The organism is Hymenobacter sp. 15J16-1T3B, assembly GCF_020711235.1.
Taxonomy (GTDB): domain Bacteria; phylum Bacteroidota; class Bacteroidia; order Cytophagales; family Hymenobacteraceae; genus Solirubrum.
The window spans coordinates 100,042-126,174 of record NZ_JAJFAV010000009.1; the positions used below are offsets into that span (position 1 = coordinate 100,042).

The following is a 26,133-nucleotide window of genomic DNA, read 5'->3' on the forward strand; positions in this document are numbered from 1 at the left end:
CGCTGCCAGCTATTGTCGCGGCCCGGGTCCGGGCCGCTGCTTCCCCGCCGAGGAACAAGCGTGCCGGCTCGGTTGCGCGGCGCTTAGCGGGCGAAGAAGGCCTGCAGCTGATCCAGCTCCAGCATCACCAGCGTGCGTTGGCCGTCGGGGGTGTAGCCGGGGGTTTCGCAGGCGAAGAGCCGGTCGACCAGGGCCGTCATTTCCAGCTCGCTGAGGCGGGCGGGCACTCCGGCGGCCACGCGCCGCGCCAGGGCCCGGGCCAGCTGCTCGCGGCGGTCGAGGCGGGCGCGGCCGCCGGGCACGCGAAACTGCTCCAGCAGGCCCTCTAGCAGCTCTTTTTCGTTGCTACGGTGCGGCACGTCGGCGGGCAGGCCCTGCACCACGATGGTGTTCGGACCGAATTCCTCGAAGTGGAAGCCCAGCGCGTGCAGCTCGGCGGTGACTTCGCGCAGCACAGCAAAATCGGCGGGCGTGAAGGACACGGTGCGCGGAAACAGCAGGGTCTGCGCGGTGCTGGTTTCCTGGCTGCTGTTGCGCTGGTACTGCTCGTAGAGAATCCGCTCCCGCGCCGCCACGTGGTCGATGAGCATCAGGCCCGACTTGACCGGCACCAATACGTACTGCTGCACCTGCACGGCGCGCCGCCCCGGCACGGCGGCCTCGGCGCCGGCCGAAGCAGCGGAGCCGGCGTGGGTGAGCGGCAGCTCCGGCGCGGGCGCCGGGGCCGCGGCTACCGGGGGCGCCGTGGGCAGGGCCGGCACCGTAGCGGCGGCCCCCAGGTCGATTTCGAAGCCGGCCGTGGCAGCGGGCATGATGGGGAGGGCGGGCAGCGGCTCGGGCTTGGCGTCGGGCGCTTCGGCTTCGAGGTCGTCGAGGGCACCAGGCTGACTCAGGGAGCGGTAGAAGTCTTCGAGGGCGCGCCGGGCCTGCTCGGTGGGGCGCGGGGTGAGCGGCTTTTCGTCGGCGGCCGGGCGGCTGGAGCCTTCCCCGCGGGCGGGGCGGACCGGCGTGGCGGCCGCCGCCATAGCCGCGGCCAGCGCGCCGCCCTCGCGGCCGCGGTCGAGCAGGTCGGCGCGGTCGGTGCCGGGGTTGTCGTCGAAGTCGGAACGGGCGCTGGTGCGCAGGCCAGCCAGCGGGGCAAAGTTCACGTCGCTTTCAAAGTCGAGCGAGGGCGCCATGTTGTGCAGCCCCAGCGCCTGCTTCACGGCGGCGCGCACGATGGCGTACACGGTTTTCTCGTCTTCGAACTTGATTTCCGTCTTCGTGGGGTGCACGTTGATGTCGATGGCCTTGGGGTCCAGTTCAAGAAAAAGCACGTAGAACGGGTGCGTTTCCTTGGGCAGCAGGCCCTCGTAGGCGGCCAGCACGGCGTGGTTGAGGTAGGCCGAGCGGATAAAGCGGCCGTTGACGAAGAAAAACTGGTCGCCGCGGCTTTTCTTGGCCGAGGCCGGCTTGCCGATGTAGCCTTTCACGGAAATGAACGGCGTGACTTCCTCCACCAACGCCAGCTGCTCCTTGTAGGAATTGCCGAGCAGCTGCACCACGCGCTGGCTGAGCTTGCCGGCGGGCAGGTTGAAGACTTCCAAATCGTTCTGGTACAGCGAAAAGCTCACACCGGACTTCGACAGGGCCACGTGCTGAAACTCGTCGAGGATGTGGCGCATTTCCACCGCGTTGCTCTTGAGGAAGTTGCGGCGGGCGGGTACGTTGTAGAACAGGTTCTTGACGCTGATGCTGGTGCCGTCGGGGGCGGCGGTGGGCTGCTGGCGCACCACCTGCGAGCCTTCCACCAGCAGCTGGGTGCCAGTGTCTTGCTGGCGCAGCTTGGTTTTGATTTCCACCTGGGCCACGGCGGCAATGCTGGCCAGTGCCTCGCCGCGGAAGCCGAGGGTGCGAATCTGAAACAGGTCCTCGGTCGTGCGAATTTTGCTGGTGGCGTGGCGCTCCAGGCTCATGCGCGCGTCGGTGGCCGACATGCCCGAGCCGTTGTCGACGACCTGCACCAATTGCTTGCCGGCATCTTTCACAATGAGCTGTATCTGAGTAGCTCCCGCGTCGACGGCGTTTTCCAGTAGCTCCTTCACCACCGACGCCGGGCGTTGGACGACCTCGCCGGCGGCAATCTGGTTGGCCAGGTATTCGGGTAGCAGTTGAATGATATCGGACATAGCAGCACACGAACCGCCGGGGCGGCGGCGTTTGTTTTCAAGCGGAGCAAAGGTACGGCAGCCGGCCGGGCCTTGCTGCTATATAGGCACGAATGGCGGGCGCAGCTAGGCCAAGAAGAACGTCAGGTCGAGCGCAGCCGAGACGTCTCGCTGGATAGTAATTTCTCCTTTGAAATTGCTCTTGGGCGTCAGCACGCGAGATGTCTCGACAAGCTCGACATGACGGGCTGGTACGTTCGTCTCGCCGGGCGGAATGCAACCCAGCGCTACATAGCACTTTGCCTATAACCAGCTTCGAACATTTCCGGAACCTGCCGGCGGGCGGAACCCGTACACGGCGCCGACTGTACTGGTAATGAGCTTTGCACCAATCCCGCGCGGGAAATAATGCGTAAGTTTGTGGTCAGCTTCTGCTTGCGGGCTTTTGCCCGTGGCAGAGCCGGCCGCCGTCTTCCGGGCTTCGGCCGGTTATTTCCGCCCCGCGTGCTAGCGCCCTTCCCCGTGGCTTCGGCCCCGCTGAAGGGCGTCGGCGCAGAAAGCGGACCTGACCAACTTCACCATACGCGACACGATTCAGAGGCCAATGGGCAAGGATATTCGGATTGGACTGGTACTGCTGATAGTGGCCATAACGGGTCTGATCGTGTCGTCTTCGGCGCCATCGAGGGACGGGCTGCGCCCGGCTACTGTAGCCGAGCAGCACTGGGTTGATTCGGTGTTCAACTCCCTCTCGCCGGACCACCGGCTGGGGCAGTTGTTCATGGTAGCCGCGTACTCGAATAAGACGCCGAAGCACGTCAACTACACCGAGTTCCTGGTCCGCGAGTACAACATCGGCGGGCTGATGTTCCTGCAGGGCGGCCCGCGCCGGCAGGCCATTCTGACCAACCGCTACCAAGCTGCTGCCCGCACCCCGCTGCTCATTGCCATGGACGCGGAGTGGGGCCTGAACATGCGCCTCGACTCCAGCATGCACTTCGCCAAGCAGATGACGCTGGGCGCCATGGACGATCCGCAGCTGGTGTACCAAATGGGCCGCGAAATTGCCCTGAAGCTGCGCACCCTCGGCGTGCAAGTCAGCTTTTCGCCGGTAATGGACGTCAACTCCAACCCGAACAACCCGGTTATCGGCAACCGCTCCTTCGGCGAAGACAAGGAGCAAGTCACCAAGTTCGGTCTCAACTACATCCGCGGTCTGCAGGACCACGGCGTCATTGCCGTTGCCAAGCACTTCCCCGGCCACGGCGACACCGACATCGACTCGCACATTGCCCTGCCGGTCATCAATACCGACATGGCCCGGCTCACCAACGTGGACCTCTATCCCTTCCAGAAGTCCTTCGAGGCCGGGGTAATGGGCGTGATGGTGGGCCACCTCTACATGCCGCTGTTCGACACGGTGCGCACGCAGTCGGCCACTATTTCGCGCAACCTTGTGACGGGGCTGCTGAAGGAAAAGATGGACTACCGCGGCCTCGTGTTCACCGACGCGCTCAACATGAAGAGCGTGTCGAACCTTTACAAGCCCGGGGAGCTGGATGCGCTGGCCCTGCTGGCGGGCAACGACGTGCTGCTGTTTTCGGAGGACGTGCCCATGGCCATCCAGAAAATCAAGCAGCTGATTGCCGACAACAAGATTTCCCAGGAAGACATCGACTACCGGGTGCGCAAGATTCTGCGTGCTAAGTACTGGGCGGGCCTGAATCGCCTCAAGCCAGTGGACGTGCCCAACCTGATGACCAACCTGAACCGCCCGCTGAGCCGGGTGGTGCAGCAGGGCATCTACGAGCACGCCACCACCGTCGTCAGAAACGAGGACGACTTGCTGCCCTTCGCCCACCTCGACACGCTCAAGCTGGCCTCGATTACCATCGGCGCGCCGAATGACAACGAGTTTGCGGCCACCATGCAGCGCTACATGCCCTGCTCCACCTACGCCGTGACGAACCGCTACGCGCCGGATTCCACGTTTACGCGGCTGCTCGGCAAGCTCGGCGGCTACAACACGGTGGTGGTGAGCCTGCACAACATGAACAACACGCCTGCGCACAATTACGGGTTGGGCGACGGGGCGCTCAAGTTTATCAAGCAGTTGCAGGCCAACCCGAACCAGAAAACCGTGGTGGTGGTGATGGGCAATTCCTACGCCCTCAAGTACGTGGAAGACGCCCGCACTCTGGTGTGCGGCTACGAGGACAACTACGTGTCGCAGGCGGTGGTGCCGCAGGTGCTCTTCGGGGCGCTGCCGGCCAAAGGCCGCCTGCCCGTGACGGTGACCGAAAAGCTGCTGGCCGGCACCGGTCTGCCCACGCCGGACTTCCGCCGCCTGCGCTACGCCTCGCCCGAAGCCGTGGGCATGGACTCCAAAGTGCTGGCCCAAATCGACAACATTGCTACCGAAGCCATTGCCTACGCCGCCACCCCCGGCTGCCAGGTGCTCGTGGCCAAGGACGGCGCCGTGGTGTTCGACAAAAGCTACGGCTACGCCACCTACGACAAGTCGCAGCCGATAACGGACGAGACGATTTACGACCTGGCCTCGGTATCGAAGGTAGCGGGCACCCTGCAGGCCATCATGTGGCTCAAGGACGAGGGCAAGCTCAACCTCGACAACAAGGTCTCGGACTACCTGACCGACCTGAAGGGCACCAACAAGAAGGACATGACCGTGCGCGAGGTGCTGCTGCACCAGGCCGGCCTGAAAGCGGGCATCCCGACTTGGGAGCGGACGGTGACGCGCACCGGCGGACTGAAGCCGACCTTCTACGCCAGCGCCCAGACCGACGACTTCCAGCGCGAGGTTATTCCCGGCACCTACGTGGCCCGCACCGCCGAAGACTCGGTGTGGACGTGGATCAAGCGCAGCTCCTTGTTGCCCAAGATCAAGGGCAGCTACCCCACCGAGTACTCCGATTTGAGCTTCATCATTCTGAAGCGCCTCGCGGAAAAGACGCTGAACCAGCCGCTGGAAGCTTTCCTGCAGCAGAATTTCTACGCGCCGCTGGGCCTGAACACGATGACCTATAACCCGCTGCAGCGGTTTCCGAAGTCGTGCATCGCGCCCACCGAGAATGACACGTATTTCCGCCACGCGCAGCTGCAGGGCACCGTGCACGACCAAGCAGCGGCCCTGATGGGCGGCATTGCCGGCCACGCCGGGCTGTTCTCGAACGCCAACGACCTGGCCATCCTGATGCAGATGAACCTGCAGAACGGCCGCTACGGCGGACGGCGCTTCTTCGCGACGCCGGTGGTGGCCGAGTTTGCCCGCCAGCAAAGTGCTACCAACCGCCGCGGCCTCGGCTGGGACCACGGCGACCCGTCGAAGCCGGAGGGCCCGACCAGCAACCTTTCGCCGGCGGCTACGTTCGGCCACACCGGCTTCACCGGCACTTGCGTGTGGATGGACCCGGACAACAAGATCCTCTACGTGTTCCTCTCGAACCGCGTATACCCCGACGCGGGCAACAACAAGCTGCGCCAGTACAACATCCGCACGCGCATCCACGACGTGATTTACAAATCACTCCAGACCGACGCTGCGCAGGCCAAGAACTAAGCTACCGCGAACCGCCATTGGTTGACTTGAGGGGAAGCCTTTCTATGTGGTGTGGAACAAGCAACCCCTTGACCGACGCCCCGTCCCTGACCAGGACGGGGCGTTCTTGTTTAGGCAATAGCCCGCGTTAACCCCGAACGCCAGCCATTCCTATCCACCCCGCCGCCGGATTACGTAGCTATTAAGCCCGGCAGATTTTTCGCGGTTTCGCCAACTTGCTGCCCGTTGTCTGGTTTAGCTGCAAATTCTCCTCCCTCCTCTCCAGCCGCCCCACCCGTATGAACATTGGCATTGTCTGTTATCCCACCTTCGGCGGCTCGGGCGTCGTGGCCACCGAGCTAGGCAAAGCCCTGGCGGAAAAAGGGCACCGCGTCCACTTCATCACCTACAGCCAGCCGGTGCGGCTCAGCTTCGTCAACGAAAACCTGTTCTACCACGAGGTATTCGTGCCGTCGTACCCGCTGTTCCAGTTCCCGCCCTACGAGCTGGCGCTGGCCTCCAAGATGGTCGACATCGTGCAGAACGAGAAGCTGGACGTGCTCCACGTGCACTACGCCATTCCGCACGCCTCGGCGGCCTACATGGCCAAGCAGATTCTGCGCACCAAGGGCATCAATATCCCGGTCATCACCACCCTGCACGGCACCGACATCACGCTGGTGGGCAAAGACGCCTCGTTTGAGCCGGTCGTCACGTTCAGCATCAACCAGTCGGACGCCGTCACGTCGGTGTCGGCGGATCTGAAAAAAGAAACTTACGAGTACTTCGCCGTCGAGAAAGACATCGAAGTCATTCCGAACTTCATCAACCTAGAGCGCTTCAAAAAGCAGCCCAAGGAGCATTTCCGCGCCGCCATTGCCCCCGACGGCGAGAAGCTGCTCATCCACACCTCCAACTTCCGCTCCGTCAAGCGTGTGGAGGACGTGGTGCGCATCTTCGACGGGGTGCGCCAGCAGATGCCGGCCAAGCTGCTGCTCGTCGGCGACGGGCCCGACCGCCCGCGCATCGAGAAGCTGTGCCGGGAACTGGGGCTAGGCAGCTACGACGTGCGCTTCCTGGGCAAGCTGGAAGCGGTGGAAGAAGTATTGAGCGTATCGGATCTGTTTCTGATGCCCTCGGAAAAGGAAAGCTTCGGCTTGGCCGCCCTGGAGGCCATGTCCTGCGAAGTGCCCGTCATCAGCACCAACGCGGGCGGCATCCCGGAGCTGAACGTGGACGGCGTCACCGGCTTTGTGAGCAACGTGGGCGACGTGGCCGAAATGGTCAAAAACGCCCTCACCGTGCTCGACGACGCGAATCTGCCGCGCTTCAAGGCCGCGGCCCGCGCCCGCGCCGAAGAGTTTGCCGTCGACAAGATTGTGCCGCGCTACGAGGCCTGCTACCAGCGCGCCATCGACGCGGTCATGGCCGAGGCGTAAATAGCTCAACGCCCAGCGCCAGCCGCGCTGGCCGTCAGTGCGAGCGAAGCGCGGCAATCTTTCCTCTAGCAGTAGAAACGCAACAACACCTACTACCCGAAAACGGCCCCGCCCTAACCAGCGTCACTTGGTTTCGGGCGGGGCCGTTTCGTTTTGAGCAAATTTTGGTTTCTACCAGCTGTGGCGGCGTGCCGCGAGAAGAAGGGTTGACGCCGCTTAATGCGCGGAATGTCGTGCCTTCTCGCACTGACGGCCAGCGCGGCCGTTGCCGCAAGCTAAAGTCAGGGCTAAAACAACCCTACGGCCTCGCGCTTCACGGTTTCGATGGCCGCAGTGGTCGGGTCGGCTTCGTCGGTGAGCAGGCTTTCGAGCACGCGCTTGGCCAGCTCGGTGCCGCGGGCCTGTTGCTGGTTGGGCAGGGTTTGGTAGGCTTTGTTGATGAGCGTGACGATGCTTTCCTTGGCCTGGCGCACCTGCGCCCAGGCTTCGGGGCTCATGTAAAGCTGCTGAGACAGGTTGTGCTCGTACTCGGCGCGGATTTCCTGAATGAGCAGGCGGTGGTACTCGGGCGCCGTTTGGCCGGCGGAGCTCAGGCGCACCAGCAAGTTGTTGGGCGTGATGCGCTCCAGCAGCAGAATGACCCGCTCGTAGGCCTGCAAACGCAACGGCAGAGTGGTTTTGGAGCTTTCCAGGCGCAGTTCGATGAGGCGGCGCTGCTGCTCCTTGTTGAGGTACTGCTGGAGGAGGTAGTAAACGGTGCCAGCCACGATGAGGGCCGGCAGGGTGATTTTGAGCAGGTCGATGAGCAAAGCGGAATCCATGCGGAGACGTAAGGCGGGCCGGCGGGAGCGGCCACGCGGGAATTAAACAAAAGCCGCGCGAACGGGTAATACCCCCAACTCCGTGCGGCCGGCAAAGATATACGTGAACCGGACGCGCGGAGCTACTGTTACGGGAATGATACGGCGAATGGCCACCGGGCAGTATCTTTGTCGTCCGGGCCGCCAAGCCCTTCCAAACGGAGACTCTACGCAACTTCTTTTTCAACTATGGCAACTGCCACGGCTTCCACCAAATTGGCCCCCATCGCACTCACGCCCCGTGCCCTGGAGGAAGTAAGAAACATTCTGCGCGAGAAGAACGTCCCGGCCGAATACGGCCTGCGCGTGGGCGTGCAGGGCGGCGGCTGCTCGGGCCTGAGCTACCTGCTCGGCTTCGACAAGGCCAAGGAGCAAGACGAAACCTTCGACCTCGACGGCGTCAAGCTGATCATGGACAAGAAGCACGCGATGTACGTGATGGGCATGGAAGTCGACTTCCAGGACGGCCTGAACGCCCGCGGCTTCATCTTCAACAACCCCCAAGCCAAGAGCACCTGCGGCTGCGGCTCGTCGTTCTCGGCGTAGTTTCGCGCGGGCCTCGGCCCCACAAAAAAGCCCCGGTAACTCCGAAGTTACCGGGGCTTTTTGCGTCCGGGTGGTTTCCAACGGGTAAGCGGGCGGGGCGCTAAGCCGGCCTAACCGATCCGCTCCCCGCCCATCACCTTCACGGCCGAGCCGTCGGCCATGAACACCGATTTCGGCGCCTGGCTGAGCGCGTCGACGAAGGCTTCGCCGTAGAGCTGCGCCACGCTGCAGTGCATCTGGTACTCGAGCACGTGGTGGGCATTCCAGCGCGGGTGCACCACCTCGTACTGCCCGGTGCGCCGCTCGCCCAGGCGGGTGTAGCCCCAGTAGTGCTCGGTGATGAATTCGGCCTCGCTGCCCGCGGCAATGGGCGCCGAGGCCTGTTCCACGGTGGCCTGCAGGTAGTTCCAGCGGCCGCCCACCTGCCAGCCATAGTCCACGTCGAGCCGTCCCTCCCCCACCGGCCGCCAGTGGTGCCGCATGGGCAGGGCCAGGTATTTCTCCCCGTAGAAGGTATTGGCCACGGCCGCAATCATGGCCCGCGGCACGATTTCCTTCACGAACACCACCCCGCGCCGCCAGCCGTGCTGCGGGTCGCGGTGGCGCACGTAGAAGCGTAGGTTAACTTCCTCGAAGTGCCGGTGCCAGGGCACGCTGAAGCCCCGCACCCGGGTGTGCTCAAACATAAAGCCCACCATGCTCGCGTAGTGGGTGCCGTACCAGTCGTCCAGCTCGGTGCCGTAGGGCAACAACGGCCGAAGCGCGGCGGGGTCCACGGCGTAGTTGGCCATGAGCAGGTTGCGCCATTCGGCGGTCAGGAAGGTAGTAGGCATATGAAGCAGCAACCAGGTTGAGCGCCGACGGGTTGGCCGCGGTTCTAGCTAAAGTTGTAGGGGTAGCCGATTTCCTGCAGGTCGGTTTCCAGCTGCGTCCAGTCGTCGAGTTCTTCGTTGAGGCGCTGCACCACCTCGCGGGTCAGGGTTTCGCCGCGGTACACCCGGGCCACGTCGGCTACATCGATGAGCGGGCGGCCGGTGTCTTCCACAAAATACTCGTTGGCCCATTCGGCGTAGGATTCGGGGCGGGCGTCGAGCAGGTAGAGCATTTCTTCCGAGCCGTCGTCGGCGTTTTCGTCGACCACGCCGGTTTGCCAGCCCTGCTCGGGCGTGTACCACAGGCAGAACGTGGTGCCGATGGACGCCACCGGTTCTCCGAACACGAATTCTTCGAAGGCCGCGGGCAGCCCGCGCGTGACGGCCGCCTTGTCGGGCTGGGCGTAGGTGTCCACGTAGCCGTTGATGCAGCAGCCCTCGGGGCGGAACAGGATGAGCATTTCGTCGCCCTCGCCGGTGTTGAGCTGAAACACGGCCTCGTCCTCGCCCCAGGCCAGGTCGTAGGAGTGGTAGCGGTAGTCCCAGTCGGGGGAGTTGATGGCGTCGAGCACGGCCATGGCCTTGCAGAGTTGCTGCAGGGCAGCGGCGTCGGGCAGAGCGGCGTAGTTCTGGGTTGAAATCATGGGCAAATTAAGGTCAGTGGGAAGATACGCTCATTCCCGGCGGCATTCCGTCGGTTGGCACTAGCGGGCGGCGCACGGGTATTTCGTGGCCCAAGGCCAGAAAACTGTTTCGGCCCCGTGACGTCATCCCGCGTGCCCAAACGCCGCGCTGGCATGCAGCCGCAACGTGAATTGCTTAAGCGTTGCTTGGGAAGGCCCCTCAAATAAGAGGAACCGGCTGACTAGTAGGTCTTGGTCATGTCGCTGGGCACCACCAGCACGTAATCGGCCTTCTTCAGGTTCTCTTTGTCCAGCTTGCCGAGCTGCTCCTGCGTGACGGTACTGATGGTGAGGATGCGCAGCCCGGGCTCGGCCTGGCGCAGGTACCACACGATGCCGTCGTGGTTGTCGGAGTGGTAGCTGCCGTTGACGTGCAGCAGCAGCTGGCCGGGCTGCCGGCTCTGGCGGATGAAATGGGCCATGGTGGCGTCCTTCAGCGCCTGGGCCTGGATGATGTTCTGCACGCCGGCGGCGTGGCTGGCGTCGCCGCCGAACATCTGGGCCATGCCCTTGTAGCCGGGCAGCTCGTAGTTGACGCGGATGGGCAGCGGGGCCAGCCAGGCTTTTTCGGCGGCGGGCAAGGCGTCGAGGGCGGTCAGGGAGCCTTTGGCCACCTGCTGGGCGTAGCGGCGCGGCACGTTGGTGCCCACCACGCGCAGTTTCTGCTGCCGGGCCAGCTCCAGTAGGGGCTTGTAGTCGGTGGCGTAGTTGGGCCAGGGGCGGCTCTGCTCCTCGAAGGCCTTGGCGTCCAGCTCGCCCACGTTGTACTGCTCCACCAAGGGCTGCACGTCGCGCTCAAACATTTCCAGGCCCAGCACCACTTGCCCGGCCTTGCGCTGGGCCAGCTCCCGGGCCACCTGCAGCTCGAGCCAGTGCGCAATAGGGTCGTTGTGCTGCTCGCCGAAGAGCACCACCTCGGCCGCCGCCAGCTCCTTGGCCATCTTGCCGAAGCTGACGGGTTTGCCGTCGGCGGTGAAGAGGTGGTAGGCGGGCCGCTCGTCGTCGGCGGGCAGCGCGGGCGGGGCGGCAAGGGCGGGCATGGAAGTCAGCAGGGCGAAAACGACGGCAAGCAGGGTACGCATAAACCAAAGATAGGCCCCGGGCCCGGCTCCGACCCAGGCGGCCGCAAACGCCGACGAGGCCGAACCCCGGTTCCGGCCTCGTCGGCATTAGCAGGTCAGCCGAGCAGCTTAGTCGTCCCAGTCGCCGCCGGAGCCGCCGACGCCGCCCACCAGCACCAGGTAGGGCGTGGCCGAGCAGCTGATGGTGCGCGCGGCGGTGCGGTTCAGCTCCACTTCGTCGATCTTGAGGCCGTTGGCCAGGATTTCAGCTTTCAGGTAACTGTTGGCCCCGAGTTGGGTGGCCGCGTTCTGGCAGGTCACGTTGCGCATGGCCAGGGTCACTTCCAGCGCGTCGTAGGCGCCGTATTCGCCCAGTTCGTAGATCGTGTCGGCGCGCACGGCGTAGGTGTCGCGGCCGCTGGGGCCGGGCTTAGGGTCGGTGAGGGTGTTGCGCACGGTGGCGTAGCTCATTTCGGCGCCCAGCCCGGTGAGGTTTTCGCCCCGGACGCGCACCTGCACCTTGTAGCGCAGCTTGCCCTTAAGCGGGTCGTCGTCTTTGCTGCAGCCGGCCAACAGGCCCACCACCAGCAGGAGCAGCAACGGGAATCGAAACGAGAATTTCATGCCGACGAAGGTAGGTGTTACGGAAGCTTACCCGGCATACAAAAAAAGGCTGCACCTGACTTCAGGTGCAGCCTTTTTCAGCTTAGCAAGCCACGCTTAGCCTTTGTAGAACAGCCACTTCGACAGCTCGCCGTAGGTAACTTTCTTGCCGTACATCAGAATGCCCACGCGGTAGATGCGGCCGGCAATCCAGATGGCGCCCACGAAGCCGGCAATGAGCAGGGCCATCGAGAGCAACAACTGCCAGGTCGGCACCCCGCCGAAGGGCAGGCGCATCATCATGGCAATGGGCGAGGTCAGCGGAAACATCGACATCCAGAAGGCCACCGTGCCGTTGGGGTTGGTCGTCAGAATGGCCTGCGACACCACAAACGTGAGCACCAAGGGCATCGTGACGGGCATCATAAACTGCTGGGTGTCCGTTTCGCTGTCGACGGCCGAGCCAATGGCCCCGAACAGAGCGCCGTAGAACAGGTAGCCGCCGAGGAAGTAGAACAGGAAGCAGCCCGCCAGCAGGGGCACGTTCAGGTCGGCGCTTTTCAGGGCCTGGGTGAACTTGGCGGCCACGTTTTCCTTTTTGGCGGCTTCGTCCTTGCTCGTCGTCGGGCGCATCACGGCGGTGGTGCGGGCGGCGCGGTCCTGGGCAATCTTATCGGGGCTGATGGAGCCGGCCATAACCGAGCTGATGCCCATCGAAAGAATCACCCACAACGCCAGCTGCGTGAAGCCCACGCCGGCAATGCCGAGCACCTTGCCCATCATCAGCTGGAAAGGCTTCACCGAGGAAATAACCACTTCCACGATGCGGTTGGTTTTTTCCTCCATCACCCCGCGCATGATCTGCACGCCGTAGATGAAGATGAAAATGTAGATCAGGAAGCCGAAGGTGTAGGCCACCACCGTGCTGATGCCAGTGCTCGAGCTTTTCTCGCCGTCGTCGCTCAGGCTCACCGTCTGCAGGTCCACGTTCACCTTCAGGTTGTCGAGCACCGCGCGGTTGATGCCGGCCTGCTGCAGGCGCCGGCTTTCAATGGCGTTGTTGACGGCCCGGTTGATGTCGTTTTCCAGCGACATGCCCAAGCCCTTGCGCGAAAAGACCTGGAAGCCGGCCGGGTTGCTGATGTCGAGCTTCGGAATGAAGAGCAGCGCATCGTACTTGCTTTTCTTGAATTCCGCCTTGGCCGTGGCCAGATCCGGCGAGACGCGGGTGAAGCTGATGTCGTCCTTGGGGTCGGGCAGCTTGTCGGCGAAGAGGCCCCCGGCGTCGGCTACGGCCACCACCTTGTCGTTGTCCGACATTTTGGCGATGAGCACGGGCACCGCGAACAAGGCCACCGTCAGCAGCGGCCCGATCAAGGACATGATGATGAAGCTCTTTTTGCGCACGCGGGTGAGGTATTCGCGCTGCGCGATAAGCCAAATTTTAGACATGGGTTGGGTTGACAGTTGTCAGTTCTCGGTTATCAGTCGCTTTCCCGCCGCTAGGCCAGCACCGAGTCCGTGTCGGGCACGTAGTCGGGCTGGGTTTCCTGCACCCGCCGGATAAAGATTTCGTTGATGCTCGGCACCCGCTCGCGGAAGGCATGCACCTCCACGTTGCCCGGCCCGATGAGGTAGCGCAGCAGGTCGTTGGGCGTGGCGCCGGCGTGCAGCTTTACCAGCACGCGGAAGTGCTCGTTCTCCCGCTTCGATTGCTCCAGCTCCTCGAAATCGGGGTGGGTAATCATCAGGTGGCCCTTGCCTTCCACCTCGTAGGTCTGGGTGCGGTAAGCGTCGCGCACCTGGCGCACGGGGCCGTCGAGCACTTTCCGGGAGCGGTTGATCAGGGCAATGTAGTCGCACATTTCCTCCACCGATTCCATGCGGTGGGTGGAGAAGATGATGCTGGCGCCCCGGTCGCGCATGGCCAGGATTTCGTCCTTGAGCAGGTTGGCGTTGATGGGGTCAAAGCCGGAGAACGGCTCGTCGAGGATGACCAGCTTGGGGTCGTGCACGACGGTGGCAATGAACTGCACCTTCTGCTGCATGCCCTTGGAGAGGTCTTCGATGTTCTTGTCGGCCCAGCTCTTGATGTCGAAGCGCTCCAGCCAGTGCTTGATTTTCTGGCGGGCCTCCTCCTTGCCGATGCCCTTGAGTTGGGCTAGGTACATGAGTTGCTCGCCCACCTTCATCTTTTTGTAAAGGCCGCGTTCCTCGGGCAGGTAGCCGATCTGGCCGATGTGGCTCGGGTTCAGCTTTTCGCCGCGGAAGCGAATTTCGCCCGAATCAGCTCCGGTAATCTGGGTGATGATGCGGATGAGCGAGGTTTTGCCGGCGCCGTTGGGCCCGAGCAACCCGAAGATGGAGCCTTCGGGCACCTCCAGGCTCACCCCGTCGAGGGCGGTATGGTTGGCGTACTGCTTGCGTACGTCGATGGCCTGTAAGATTGGAGTCATAGCTGTCGAAGAGCTGATTGTGGTTGCCAAGGTAGAGAGTTCCGGCACACGCCGCCGCAGGCCCGCGGGTAATCTTAGACCAACGGTCGTTCCGCGGGCCTGAACCGGCGAAAAGCTGGCCCCAACGGCGGGGCCGACCCGCCCGGATTACTCCAGTTCGCGCAGCGTAGCCTCCAGCTGGTCGAGGTACTGCCCGTAGCGGCGCTGGCGCTGTTGTTGGCCGGCGCGGTACAGCCACGCGCCCATGCCCACCGCGGCCAGCAGCCCCGCGCCCACCACCAGAGCGTGCTCGAACTGCTGCCCTTCGGCCTGCAGGTAGCCGAGCAACGCGTGGCGCTTCAGGTAGAGCGCGGCCAGCAGCAGCAGCCCGTACCAGCCCACGCCGTACACCTGGCGCAGCCGCAGCACCTGCTTTACCTGCCCGGTGAGGCGGCCGAGCTGCTGGCGCAGGTTGTCGTCGGCGCGCTCCATCTGCCGAAACAGCCACAGCTGCCAAAGCAGCGACGCAACCAGCAGCAGAAAGCCAGCCAGCAGCAGGCCGCGCATCAGCGGCTCGTGCATCACGCCGTGGGCGGAGCCCTGCCCCAGCACGGTGCGCATGTTGATGGCCAGAATCAATACCGCCACGCTCAGGTTGCGGCGGACGTTGTGCTTCATGTGGCTGAGCGGGGTATCGGGGGTGTGGGCAAGCATGGCGCGAAGGGTTTGTTCGGTGGATTCGGGGGAAGTGGCGGGGCCCACGGGCTGCGTCTGCCAGCGGCGGCGGAGGTCGTCGAGTTCCATCAGGCGGGGTGGGTTAGCAGGTGGCGAAGCTTGTCTTGCACGCGGTGCATTTTCACGCGCACGTGGTTTGGGGTGAGGCCGAGGATGTCGGCCATTTCCTCATAGCTGCGGTCTTCAAGGTAGAGCAGCACGAAGGCTTTTTCCACGCTGCTCAGCCGCTCAATGGCCCGGTAGAGCTGGGCTAGGTCGTCGGCGTCGGGGCCCTCGGGCGGCGGGGCGGCGTAGGGGGCCTCCGGGTCGAGGGGGCCGGGTGCGGGGTGGCGGCTGCGCCGCCGTAGGTCCGACACGGCCACGTTCAGCGCCACCCGGTACAGCCAGGTGCTCACCTTGGCCGCGCCGGGCCGGTACTGCGGCCAGGCCCGCCACAGCTGCAGCACGATTTCCTGGTAGAGGTCCTGCCGGTCGTCAGCGTCGGCGCAGTACATGCGGCACACGCGCAGCAGCAGGGGCTGGTTGGCGCCGACGAGGGCGGTAAAGTCGGCGGAAACGGGCGGGGTGGCAGGGCTCATGGTGGCGGAGTCAGGCAATTAATCGCCGAAGCCGGCGCGGCATTACAGCCCGAGCGAAAAAAAGATTGCCGCCGGCCGTTTGCCCCGCGCAAACGAGCCAAACGCCCTCCTGCCGGCGCAGAAAGCCTTACTATTCCGTTTCACTTGCTACTAGCCGCGCCGCCTGCATTACTAGCGGCGCCAAACCAGCTGCTAGGCAAGCAACCCGCATTACTGGGCACGCTCAACCGACTACTAGGCAGGCCAAACGTGCTACTAGCCGCTCATCCGCAACTGCTGGGCACGCGCAACCATATACTAGCCCTGTTACCCCAACTGCTAGGCAGGGCACCGCGTTGGCTCGGCCCGCCGCACTGCCCGGTACTCGGGCCCACCACCGTCCAGCCCGGCGCCGCTGTTTGTCCCCCTCTCCTACTGCCCCCCCAATGAAAAAGCCACCCCGGCAATCGGGGTGGCTTTCGTTTCACACAGCTGCAAAATCAGCAGCTGGCTTACTGGAAGTACTCCTTCACTTTCTCGAAGAAGCCTTTTTCGTTTTTGCCGGGGCTCGGGGTGAAGTTGGGCGAGGTGCGCAGCTTCTCCAGCGCGGCGCGCTCCTCGGCCGTCACGTTCTTCGGCGTCCACACGTTGATGTGGATGAGCTGGTCGCCCTTGCCGTAGCCGTTCAGGTCCGGAATGCCCTTGCCGCGTAGGCGCAGAATCTTGCCGGCCTGCGTGCCCGGGTCGATTTTCACTTTCACCTTGCCCTCGATGGTAGGCACTTCCAGCGAGGCGCCCAGGGCGGCGTCGACGATGGAAATGTACTGGTCGAGCACCACGTTGTTGCCGTCGCGCTTGAGCAGTTCGTGCGGCTCCTCCTCGATCTGAATGAGCAGGTCGCCGGGCACGCCGCCGCGCTCGGGGTAGTTGCCCTTGCCCGACATGGAGAGCTGCATGCCCTCGGCCACGCCCGCCGGGATGTTGATCGGAATGATTTCCTCGGCCAGCTGCCGGCCTTCGCCGTGGCACACGTCGCACTTGCTGGTCACCACCTTGCCTTCGCCGTGGCAGGTGGGGCAGGTCGAGGAGCTGACCATTTGGCCGAGCATGGTTTGCACCACGCGCTTCACCTGGCCCTGGCCGTGGCAGGTGGCGCAGTCGCGCTGTTCGGTGCCGTTTTTGGCGCCGGTGCCCGAGCAGGTGTTGCAGGCCGTGTAGCGCTTCACCTTGATTTTCTTCTCGACGCCGTTAGCGACTTCCTCCAGGTCGAGCTTGAGCTTGATGCGCAGGTTGGAGCCCTTGCGCACGCGCCGGCCCTGGCTGCGGGCCCCGCCGCCGAAGAAGCTCTCGAAGCCGCCGCCCCCGCCGCCGAAGATGTCGCCGAACTGCGAGAAGATGTCCTCCATGCTCGGGCCGTGGCCGTTGCCGGCCGCACCGCCCACACCCTGGTGGCCAAACCGGTCGTAGCGGGCGCGCTTCTGCTCGTCCGACAACACTTCGTAGGCCTCGGCGGCTTCCTTGAATTTGTCCTCGGCCGTGGGGTCGTCGGGGTTTTTATCGGGGTGAAACTTGATGGCCACCTTGCGGTAGGCCTTCTTAATCTCGTCGCCCGACGCGTTTTTGGCTACGCCCAGAATTTCGTAATAATCTCGCTTGGTCGACATAGTCGTATTCGTCTGTCATGCGTCGCCAGCCGCAGCATGACGTGCTTTGTTCTCTCTTCTCTACTGTCCGAGCACCACCTTGGCGTGCCGAATTACTTTGTCGCCGAGGTAGTAGCCTTTTTCCACTTCGTCGACCACCTTGCCCTTCAGGTCTTCCGACGGGGCCGGAATCTGGGCAATGGCCTCGTGCAATTCCGGGTCGAAGGCGCCGCCCTTGGCGTCCATGGTTTGCAGGCCTTTCTGCTGCAGGGCCTTGGTCAGCTTGCCGTGGATGATGTCGATGCTCTCGCGCACCACGTTGGCGTCTTCGGTGCCCTGCGTGTGCTGGCGGGCGCGGTCGAAGTCGTCGAGCACCGGCAGCAGCACGGTCATCAACTCCTGGTTGGCCGTTTTGAACATATCGGCGCGCTCCTTGGTAGTGCGGCGCTTGTAGTTTTCGAACTCGGCCGCGAGGCGCAGGTACTTGTCTTTCAGATCGGCCACTTCTTGGTCGGTGCGGGAGGCTTCGGCTTTGGGGGCGCCGCCGTCGGGGGCGGAGCCGGTAGAGCCTTGCTCGTCAAACATTTCGCCGGCTACGTGGTCGGCGCTATTGCTGGTGGCGGCAGTGTTCGGGTCCTGCAGCTCGTCGGGGTTCGGGAAAGTCGCGTCAGCCATTCCTAAGCGGTAAGTATTTCAGGGTATGGAAGTTCAGTTTCGGAAACTCGGGCAACTCAAAGGTACTGCCAAAGCCCCGCCGCGTGACATAGTGGCACAGAAACCGCGGGCTGCGGCCGTTTAGTTCAGACGCCCCGGCAGAAGCACCCGTCGCCACCGACCAGTTTGGCATTTGCCGGCGCGGCTTCTGGTATATTGCGGAGTCTGCGCTGGACTTTCCATTTTTTACCCGTTGCCAAGGCCGCGCCGCCCGTTTGCCATGAATACCTCTGCCCACTCCATGCAGCGCGAAATCGACGAGTTTAGCGCCGTCCTCACCCAACAAGGCGTGGCGGCGGCGCTCAAGTACTTGAACAACCGCACGCCGCACCGCTACACCGGCATTTTTCGCTTCGACGGCGACACCTTGCGCAGCGAAGCCCTCTACGACCGGTTCGACCCGAACGTGGCGAAGGGCGCCGACGTACCCATGCGCGTGACGTACTGCTCCCTGGTGGGCCGGCAGCAGGCGCCGCTGGAAATCAACGACGCCGCCACCGACGAGCGGGTACGGGGCGTCGTGGAAACGCCGGTCGTGTCTTACTGCGGCGTGCTCATCCGCGACGCGGCGGGCCGGGCCTTCGGTACGCTGTGCCACTACGATATGCAGCGCTGCCAAGAACGCACGTCCGACGTGCCGCTGCTGGAAGCGGCCGGGCAGTTGCTCTACCAGCACCTGCCGGCCGCCGGCAGCGCTTAATCGAACTGGTCTTCCGACAGCTCGTCTTCGTCGTCGAATTCGGCTTCGTCTGCGTCGTCGCTGCTGCCTTTCTGCACCCAGATGCTGTGGCGCAGGGGCTTGGGGTCGTCGCGGCGGGCATCCTGAATCTGCTGCCAGAGCAGGTCTTTCAGCTTCTGGATATTTTTCTGCGTGATGCTGGAAATGAACACGTGCGGCACGTCGGCCGGCAGCGTCGCCGTGATTTCAGCTTCCAGCTCCTCGTCGAGCATGTCCGACTTGGTAATGGCCAGCACCCGGCGCTTGTCCAGCAGGTCGGGGTTGAACTGCTCCAGCTCGCTCAGCAACACCTGGTACTCGGCGGCAATGTCGGGCGAGTCGGCCGCAATCATGAAGAGCAGCGTGGCGTTGCGCTCGATGTGCTTGAGGAAGCGCAGGCCCAGGCCCTTGCCCTCGGCTGCGCCCTCGATGATGCCCGGAATGTCGGCCATCACGAAGCTTTGGTACTCGCGGTAGCCCACCACGCCCAGGTTGGGCACCAGGGTGGTGAAGGCGTAGTCGGCAATCTTGGGCGTGGCCGCCGACACCACCGACAGCAGGGTGCTCTTGCCCGCGTTGGGGAAGCCCACCAGGCCCACGTCGGCCAGCAGCTTTAGTTCCAGCACGTTCCACACTTCTTGGCCCGGCTCGCCGGGTTGGGCGTAGGTCGGCGCCTGGTTGGTGCTCGACTTGAAGTGGTCGTTGCCCAGGCCGCCGCGGCCGCCGCGGGTCAGGATGATCTTCTGGCCGTCCTCGGTGATTTCCGCCCGGATTTCGCCGGTTTCGGCGTCGCGGGCGATGGTGCCCAGCGGCACGTCGAGGATGATGTCTTCGCCCTGGGCGCCGGTGCGCAGGTTTTCGCCGCCGTTTTCGCCGTGGCCGGCAATGACGTGCTTTTTGTACTGCAAGTGCAGCAAGGTCCAGAGCTGCTTGTTGCCGCGCAGGATGATGTGGCCGCCACGGCCGCCGTCGCCGCCGTCGGGCCCGCCCATGGGTCGGCCTTTGGCGCGGAACATGTGGTGCGAGCCCGCCCCGCCCCGGCCCGAGCGGCAGCAGATTTTGACGTAGTCGATGAAGTTATTGGAGGCCACCTTGGGAATTCTGAATTATGAAGGTTGAATTCTGAATTCGCGCGGTCGGCGTCTTCAGAAAAAAGCCGTCATCCTGAGCAACGCGAAGGACCTTGTCAGGATGGGACGAGTTGGAATAACATCGTTCCAGCGTGATAAGGTCCTTCGCGTTGCTCAGGATGACACTTGAGGTCAGTTGCCAGCTCCAGCTGGCCCTGCAAAGTTACGCTTTTACTTCGTCAGCGGCCTTGGAGCCGTCGGTAACGGTGGCGGGCTGGTGCTGGTCGATGATGCGGCAGAGCTGGGCGAAGATGTCGTCGATGGCGCCGATGCCGTAGATGGAGTGGAACTTGTCCTGTTGGGCGTAGTAGCCGGCTACCTGCGCGGTTTCGGTGTTGTACACTGTCACGCGCTTGCGGATTTTCTCTTCGTTCTGGTCGTCGGGGCGGCCGGAGGTTTTGCCGCGCTCGAGCAGGCGAGTCACCAACTCGTCCTCGGTTACTTCCAGGGCAATCATGCAGTTGATGCCCGTGTCGTAGCGCTGCATCAGGGCGTCGAGGGCTTCGGCCTGGGGAATGGTGCGCGGAAAACCGTCGAAGATGAAGCCAGCAGCTTCCTTGTTGCCGGCCAGTTGCGACTCAATCATGCCGATGACCACAGCGTCGGGCACCAGCTCGCCGGCATCCATGAGTTTTTTGGCCGTCAGGCCCAGCTCGGTGCCCTGGGCAATCTGCGAGCGGAGCAGGTCGCCGGTCGACAGGTGCACCAGCCCGTAACGCTGGATGAGCTTTTGGCTTTGGGTTCCTTTGCCGGCGCCGGGCGGGCCGAACAACACGATATTCAGCATGAGGAGAGGTAAGCGGGGAGGTGAGTGAAGCAGGGGAACTGTAGAAAGGTAAGAAAGAATCGGACAAGCCGTATCCTGCTCTTACACGGCCTGGTACAGGTCGCGGTAATTACGGCCGAGGCCGTCGTAATCGAGGCCGTAGCCCACCACGAACTTGTTCGGAATGGCTATGCCCTGGTATTTGATGGAGAGCGGCACCTCCAGCGCGTCGGGTTTAATCAGAAACGTGGCCACTTCCAGCGAAGCCGGGTTGCGGGCGCCAAGCTGCTCGAGCAGCATCTGCATGGTGTGACCCGTGTCGACGATATCTTCCAGAATAACCACGTGGCGTCCTTCTACGGCGTCTTGCAGCCCGAGGATTTCCTTGACCTGCCCGGAGCTGCTGGTGCCCTGGTACGAGGCCACCCGGATAAAGCTAATTTCGCAGTCGATGCTGACTTCCTTCATCAGGTCGGCGGCGAACATGAAGGAGCCGTTGAGCACGGCCACGAAGAGCGGGGTTTTGCCGGCGTAGTCGGCGCTCAGCTGCTGGGCCACGCGGCGCACGGCGGCGGCCAACTCGGCTTCGGTCAGGTAGGGAGTAAACGCTTTGTTGTGCAGCGAGATAGTGGCCTGAGACATACCGGGGAAAAGTGGGCCGGGGCGAAAGTGGGGCGAAGGTACGACAAAAAAGAGCAGCCCTCCCGGCGGGCGGAAGGGCTGCTTGTGGTGGCTAGCCGGCAGCGGCCGGCCGTAGCGCGGCCTGTTTTGCTGACTAGCAACGCGTTAAAATGCCATTGTTTGCAGTTTAAATGTAGTGCCGCTCCCGCGCAGGGCGAGTATTACGCGGCGCTAATCCAGCTGCTGCAGCAAGGTTGTCAGCACGATGCGCGCGGTTTCGGTACCCAGTTCGGCGTAGTGCACCTTGGGCTGCAGGGCCGGTACCACCTGCTCGACGGCGGGGCGCTGGGGCAGCGGGGCCACGCCGCGGTCGATGACGGAGCCCTCGCGGGCAATGTGCGGGGCAATAACCAGCGAGACGATGCTCATGAGCTTGATCAGGATGTTCATCGACGGGCCGGAGGTATCCTTGAACGGGTCGCCCACGGTGTCGCCGGTGACGGAGGCTTTGTGCGCGTCGGAGCCCTTGAACTCCATCTTGCCGTTGACCATCACGCCCTTCTCGAACGACTTCTTGGCGTTGTCCCAGGCGCCGCCGGCGTTGCTCTGGAACATGGCCATCAGCACGCCCGATACCGTCACGCCGGCCAGGGTGCCGCCCAGCACCTCGGGCCCGAAGGCGTAGCCGATGATGATGGGCGTAATCAGGGCAATGGCGCCGGGCAGCAGCATTTCGCGAATGGCGGCCTGGGTCGAAATAGCCACGCACTTCTCGTACTCGGGGCGGCCGGTGCCTTCCATGATACCCGGAATTTCGCGGAACTGCCGGCGCACTTCCTGAACCATGGCCATGGCCGCGCGGCCCACGGCCGAAATGGCCAGCGCCGAGAAGATGAACGGAATCATGGCCCCGACGAAGAGGCCGGCCAGCACCCGGGCGTTGCTGATGTCGATGGCCGAAATGCCGGCCGTGCCCATGAAGGCGGCAAACAGCGCCAGCGAGGTGAGGGCGGCCGAGGCAATGGCGAAGCCCTTGCCGGTGGCGGCGGTGGTGTTGCCCACGGCGTCGAGGATGTCGGTCCGCTCGCGCACTTCCTTGGGCAGCTCGCTCATTTCGGCAATGCCGCCGGCGTTGTCGGCAATGGGGCCGAAGGCGTCAATGGCCAGCTGCATGGCGGTGGTGGCCATCATGCCAGCGGCGGCAATGGCCACGCCGTAGAGGCCCGCAAACTCGTAGCTGAGCACGATGCCCGCAGCCAGCACGATGATGGGCATTACCGTCGACTCCATGCCCACGGCCAGGCCGCCGATAACGGTGGTGGCGTGGCCGGTGCTGCTCTGGCGCACGATGCTGAGCACCGGGCGCTTGCCCATGGCGGTGTAGTACTCGGTGATGATGCTCATCAGCGTGCCCACCACCAAGCCCACGGCCACGGCCCAGAACACGTCGGTAGCCGTGAACGGGGCCGAACCCAGGCGAGCCATGCTCAGCGTGCCCGAGGGCAGGATGTAGTGAATGACAAACCAGGCGGCCACGGCCGTCAGGGCTACCGAAATCCAGTTGCCGATGTTCAGGGCCGCCTGCACGTTGCCGCCTTCCTTCACCCGCACGAACAGGATGCCAATCAGCGAAAACACGATGCCCAGGCCGGCAATGACCATGGGCAAGATGATGGGCGACATGCCGTTGTAGTTGTCGCCGGCGGCAATGACTTCGCGGCCGAGCACCATGGTGGCCAGAATAGTGGCCACGTAGGAGCCAAAGAGGTCGGCGCCCATGCCGGCCACGTCGCCTACGTTGTCGCCCACGTTGTCGGCAATGGTGGCGGGGTTGCGCGGATCGTCCTCGGGGATGCCGGCTTCCACTTTGCCCACGAGGTCGGCGCCCACGTCGGCGGCCTTGGTGTAGATGCCGCCGCCCACGCGGGCAAAGAGGGCAATGCTTTCGGCGCCGAGCGAGAAGCCCGTCAAGACTTCCAGGGCGCGCTCCATTTCGGGGCCATTGGCCGAGGCGCCGCCCACAAACATGTTGTAGAAGACAATAAAGAGGCCGCCGAGGCCGAGCACGGCCAGGCCGGCCACGCCCATGCCCATCACCGATCCGCCGGCAAAGGACACGTTCAGGGCGTTGGAGAGGCTGGTGCGGGCGGCCTGAGCGGTGCGCACGTTGGCCTTGGTTGCAATTTTCATCCCGATAAACCCAGCCACGGCCGAGAAAACGGCGCCGATCAGGAAGGCCACGATGATAACGGGGCTGGACCGCTCGTTGCCGTAGCTCAGAAAGCCCAAAAAGGCGCAGGCAATCAGGGCGAAAATGGTCAGCACGCGGTACTCAGCCTTGAGGAAGGCAATAGCCCCGTCGGCGATGTGGCCGGCGATGGTGCGCATACGGTCGTCACCGGCGTCCTGGCGGGAAACCCAGCCAGCGCGCAAGGCCGTGTACAACAGGGCCAGCACGCCCAGCCCGGGCGCGAGGTAGAGGATGGTCATAAAGCGGTGTTAGGAGGTTGAGGAAAGATTTGGGGAGAGTAGACGCAGTTTGGTGCGTGTAAAATAGAGGTTTTACCCGCGGGGCCAAGCTTTTTACTCGCCTTGCCGACTATTCTCTTCCGCCCAGCCGCCTACAACTCCTGCATCAGCACTTGGTAGAGCCGCAACATGCTGTCGATGTCGGCCTTATGCACCAGCTCGTCGGGCGTGTGTACGTGGTCTTCGGGGGCGCCCACGAAGCACCAGTCCCAGGGCTGGGCGCCGTGCTGCAGCTCCTTGCCGTCGGAGCCGCCGCTGCCCTCCACTTCCAGCTGGTAGGGCACGCCCGAGGCCGCGGCGATGCGCCGGATGCGCTCCACGTAGCTGCGGCGCGGGATGAGCGAGTCGCGCAGGGAAATGACGCAGCCCTGGCCGGCGTGCACGCCCTCCGTGACCCAGGTAATGTCGCAGACGAGGGCCTGGCGCACCTGGTATTGCTCGTAGATGCGCTTGGCCAGGTACTTCACCGAGCCGCCGCCGTGCTCTTCCCAGCAGCTGAAGGCCACGATGCCGTGCTCCAGCGTTTCGCACAGGCGCAGGGCCGTCCACACGCCCAGGCGGTTGTCGAGGTAGCAGCTCTGTACCGACTCCTCTGTCTCGCGGAAGTCGCACTGGTAGGTCAGCTCGGTGCCCCGCTCGATGTCGCGGGTGAACTCGTAGCCCAGCGCGCCGGTTTCCTCGTCGACGGTGAGGGTGCACTCGATGCTGCCCTGCCCGTCGCGGCCGACGAGGCGGGCACCGGGCTCGGCCGCCGGCCCGCCGATGCGCACCAGCTGCCGGCCGTAGCGCACCGTGTACCCAATGGAATCGATATGCGCAAACACGGCCGTGCGCGGCTGCCCAAACACGAGCATGATGCAGTCCTGCAGGTCGTCGCCGGCCAGCACCTGGGGCTGCACCCGCCAGCCCGGCGCGTGCTGGTGAATGTAGTTGAGCAGAAATTCGGTGAGCGGGGCTTCGTGGCCCGACGGGGCCTGGATTTCGCAGAGGGTGCGTAGCAGCTGCATGGGGTACGGGTAGGTGTCGGGCCCAATATCCGACCTAAATGGCGTATTTTAGCCTTTCGTTAAGGCGGCGCGGGCCCGGCGGCCCGTGTTCCTAACCCGCTTCTTATGGAATTAACTGACCTGCTTCTAGCGCCGCTGTACCTGGCCTTGTTCTACGGCCTGGCGCTGTGGGTGCGCCCGATGGTCACGAACGTTTACACCAAGCCCTACTACCTGCCGGCCCTCACGCTGAAGTTTGTGGGCGCTATTGCCCTGGGCCTGATCTACCAGTTTTACTACGGCGGCGGTGACACGTTCAACTACTTCGTGCACACGAAGGTCATCAGCAAGGCCTTTTCCGATTCGCCGGCGCTGGGCTGGAAGCTGCTCACCGCCAGCGAATACGAGCCCGACATTGCCCGCTACATCGCGTACATGTTCTGGTTCTATGCCAAAACGGAGTATTTCGTGGTGCGCATTGCCGCGTTTATTGGCCTGTTCTGCTTCAACAACTACTCCGTTATAGCCCTGACCTTCGCCCTAATCAGCTTTAGCGGCATCTGGGCCATGTACATCACCTTTGCGCGCCTGTACCCGGCGGCTTACAAGGAGTTGGCTGTTGCGGTGTTTTTCCTGCCCTCGGTGTTTTTCTGGGGCTCGGGGCTGATGAAAGACTCGCTGTGCATGGGCGCGCTGGGCTGGATTTTCTACAGCTTTTACCACCTCTTCATTGAGAAGCGCCGCATCGTGCTGTCGGTGGTGATGGGCGGGCTGAGCATGTACCTGCTGGTGATGGTGAAGGTGTACATCCTGATGTCGTTTATGGCGCCGGCGCTGCTGTGGGTGTTCAACGAGAACAACCGCCGCATCAAAAACGCCACCCTGCGCCTGCTGCTCAAGCCGCTGTTTTTGGGCATCGGCATACTGGTGGGCGTGGTGGGCGCCACCAACCTGACGGCCGGCGACGAACGGTTCGACGTGAACAACATCGGCGAGCGGACCAAGATCAACCAAAGCGCCCTTTACGAGCGGGCCCGCGACAAAGGCTCGGGATACAACATCGGCACCATCGACGGCAGCGTAGGCAGCATTCTGCGCGTGGCCCCGCAGGCGGTGGTGGTGTCGCTGTACCGGCCGTTTCTGTGGGAGGCGCGCAACCCGGTGATGCTGCTTTCGGCCCTGGAAGCGCTGTGGTTTACCATCGTAACCGTCCGCATCTTTGTACGAACGGGCCTGCTTCGGACCCTGCGGCTTATTGCCGGCCAGCCCTTGGTCACGCTGTGTTTTATTTTCAGCATCATCTTCGCCATCGGGGTGGGCACCAACAGCGGCAACTTCGGCACGCTGGTGCGCTACAAAATCCCGCTGATGCCCTTTTACGCCGCCGGCCTCTACGTGCTGCAAGCCGAAGCCAACAAGCTCAAGCGTCCCGCACCCGGCCGCAAGCCGGTGCTGACTACTTGATGAGCACCTTCGCTGGCCCGCAGCAAAAAGCCCCGACCTGCTTGTGACAGGTCGGGGCTTTTTGC

22 protein-coding genes are annotated in these 26,133 nt (G+C 63.6%); 5 read left to right on the forward strand and 17 right to left on the reverse strand.

All coding sequences use genetic code 11. The annotated features are described in order from the left end of the window. Positions 1-83: 83 nt before the first annotated feature. Entirely contained in the window at positions 84-2,168 is a 2,085-nt protein-coding gene (gene mutL / locus LJ737_RS16080; protein WP_227767539.1) for a DNA mismatch repair endonuclease MutL, read from the reverse strand. Positions 2,169-2,751: 583 nt separating this feature from the next. Between mutL and LJ737_RS16085 the strand changes: the two genes are divergently transcribed. Beyond that, the gene (locus LJ737_RS16085) at positions 2,752-5,727 is read left to right on the forward strand and encodes a serine hydrolase domain-containing protein (protein ID WP_227767541.1); all 2,976 of its coding nucleotides are present in this window, start codon (positions 2,752-2,754) and stop codon (positions 5,725-5,727) included. 278 nt (positions 5,728-6,005) lie between these two features. Next, positions 6,006-7,145: an N-acetyl-alpha-D-glucosaminyl L-malate synthase BshA gene (gene bshA / locus LJ737_RS16090; RefSeq protein WP_227767543.1), complete on the forward strand. Its 1,140-nt coding sequence runs from the start codon at positions 6,006-6,008 to the stop codon at positions 7,143-7,145. A 287-nt stretch (positions 7,146-7,432) separates the two neighbouring features. Here bshA and LJ737_RS16095 read toward each other — a convergent pair whose 3' ends face one another. Continuing rightward, the gene (locus LJ737_RS16095) at positions 7,433-7,966 is read right to left on the reverse strand and encodes a DUF7935 family protein (RefSeq protein ID WP_227767545.1); all 534 of its coding nucleotides are present in this window, start codon (positions 7,964-7,966) and stop codon (positions 7,433-7,435) included. Positions 7,967-8,194: 228 nt separating this feature from the next. Here LJ737_RS16095 and LJ737_RS16100 point away from each other — a divergent pair, with 228 nt between their 5' ends. After that, positions 8,195-8,551, forward strand: coding sequence for a HesB/IscA family protein (locus tag LJ737_RS16100; RefSeq protein WP_227767548.1), 357 nt, complete (start codon positions 8,195-8,197; stop codon positions 8,549-8,551). A gap of 110 nt (positions 8,552-8,661) precedes the next feature. Here the strand turns inward: LJ737_RS16100 and LJ737_RS16105 are convergent, their stop codons facing one another. The 10 genes from LJ737_RS16105 to LJ737_RS16150 form a co-directional block, all read right to left on the reverse strand. Beyond that, positions 8,662-9,384, reverse strand: a complete 723-nt coding sequence (locus tag LJ737_RS16105; RefSeq protein WP_227767549.1) for a YqjF family protein — start codon at positions 9,382-9,384, stop codon at positions 8,662-8,664. A gap of 44 nt (positions 9,385-9,428) precedes the next feature. Continuing rightward, complete coding sequence (locus LJ737_RS16110; protein WP_227767552.1) at positions 9,429-10,067, reverse strand: hypothetical protein; 639 nt, start codon at positions 10,065-10,067, stop codon at positions 9,429-9,431. A gap of 221 nt (positions 10,068-10,288) precedes the next feature. Further along, positions 10,289-11,188 carry a ChaN family lipoprotein gene (locus LJ737_RS16115; protein WP_227767553.1) on the reverse strand — a complete coding sequence of 300 codons (900 nt, stop codon included), beginning with the start codon at positions 11,186-11,188 and terminating at the stop codon, positions 10,289-10,291. A 108-nt stretch (positions 11,189-11,296) separates the two neighbouring features. Further along, positions 11,297-11,791, reverse strand: coding sequence for a hypothetical protein (locus LJ737_RS16120; protein WP_227767555.1), 495 nt, complete (start codon positions 11,789-11,791; stop codon positions 11,297-11,299). Positions 11,792-11,887: 96 nt separating this feature from the next. Beyond that, a complete protein-coding gene (locus tag LJ737_RS16125) occupies positions 11,888-13,222 on the reverse strand; it encodes an ABC transporter permease (protein ID WP_227767557.1) in 1,335 nt (444 codons plus the stop codon). Between the two features lie 50 nt (positions 13,223-13,272). Continuing rightward, complete coding sequence (locus LJ737_RS16130; protein ID WP_227767560.1) at positions 13,273-14,226, reverse strand: ABC transporter ATP-binding protein; 954 nt, start codon at positions 14,224-14,226, stop codon at positions 13,273-13,275. A 147-nt stretch (positions 14,227-14,373) separates the two neighbouring features. Further along, entirely contained in the window at positions 14,374-15,009 is a 636-nt protein-coding gene (locus LJ737_RS16135; protein WP_227767561.1) for a hypothetical protein, read from the reverse strand. Next, positions 15,009-15,518, reverse strand: coding sequence for an RNA polymerase sigma factor (locus tag LJ737_RS16140; RefSeq protein WP_227767564.1), 510 nt, complete (start codon positions 15,516-15,518; stop codon positions 15,009-15,011). Before LJ737_RS16140 ends, LJ737_RS16135 begins: the two co-directional genes overlap by 1 nt. Before the next feature lie 491 nt (positions 15,519-16,009). After that, positions 16,010-17,161 carry a molecular chaperone DnaJ gene (gene dnaJ, locus LJ737_RS16145; protein WP_227767566.1) on the reverse strand — a complete coding sequence of 384 codons (1,152 nt, stop codon included), beginning with the start codon at positions 17,159-17,161 and terminating at the stop codon, positions 16,010-16,012. Between the two features lie 60 nt (positions 17,162-17,221). Beyond that, entirely contained in the window at positions 17,222-17,815 is a 594-nt protein-coding gene (locus LJ737_RS16150; protein ID WP_227767567.1) for a nucleotide exchange factor GrpE, read from the reverse strand. A gap of 259 nt (positions 17,816-18,074) precedes the next feature. Between LJ737_RS16150 and LJ737_RS16155 the strand changes: the two genes are divergently transcribed. Then, the gene (locus tag LJ737_RS16155) at positions 18,075-18,554 is read left to right on the forward strand and encodes a type 2 periplasmic-binding domain-containing protein (protein WP_227767569.1); all 480 of its coding nucleotides are present in this window, start codon (positions 18,075-18,077) and stop codon (positions 18,552-18,554) included. Here LJ737_RS16155 and obgE read toward each other — a convergent pair. From obgE to LJ737_RS16180, 5 genes are all read right to left on the reverse strand, one after another. Continuing rightward, the gene (gene obgE / locus LJ737_RS16160) at positions 18,551-19,663 is read right to left on the reverse strand and encodes a GTPase ObgE (RefSeq protein WP_227767570.1); all 1,113 of its coding nucleotides are present in this window, start codon (positions 19,661-19,663) and stop codon (positions 18,551-18,553) included. The two genes, LJ737_RS16155 and obgE, sit on opposite strands and share 4 nt — an antisense overlap. A gap of 202 nt (positions 19,664-19,865) precedes the next feature. Then, entirely contained in the window at positions 19,866-20,489 is a 624-nt protein-coding gene (locus tag LJ737_RS16165; RefSeq protein WP_227767573.1) for an adenylate kinase, read from the reverse strand. 81 nt (positions 20,490-20,570) lie between these two features. Beyond that, on the reverse strand, positions 20,571-21,110 hold the full coding sequence (gene hpt / locus LJ737_RS16170) for a hypoxanthine phosphoribosyltransferase (protein WP_227767577.1): 540 nt from the start codon (positions 21,108-21,110) through the stop codon (positions 20,571-20,573). A 210-nt stretch (positions 21,111-21,320) separates the two neighbouring features. After that, positions 21,321-23,579: a sodium-translocating pyrophosphatase gene (locus tag LJ737_RS16175; RefSeq protein ID WP_227767579.1), complete on the reverse strand. Its 2,259-nt coding sequence runs from the start codon at positions 23,577-23,579 to the stop codon at positions 21,321-21,323. A gap of 131 nt (positions 23,580-23,710) precedes the next feature. Next, entirely contained in the window at positions 23,711-24,625 is a 915-nt protein-coding gene (locus LJ737_RS16180; RefSeq protein ID WP_227767581.1) for a M20/M25/M40 family metallo-hydrolase, read from the reverse strand. A gap of 105 nt (positions 24,626-24,730) precedes the next feature. Here LJ737_RS16180 and LJ737_RS16185 point away from each other — a divergent pair, with 105 nt between their 5' ends. Further along, on the forward strand, positions 24,731-26,068 hold the full coding sequence (locus LJ737_RS16185) for a hypothetical protein (protein ID WP_227767584.1): 1,338 nt from the start codon (positions 24,731-24,733) through the stop codon (positions 26,066-26,068). Positions 26,069-26,133: the final 65 nt, after the last annotated feature.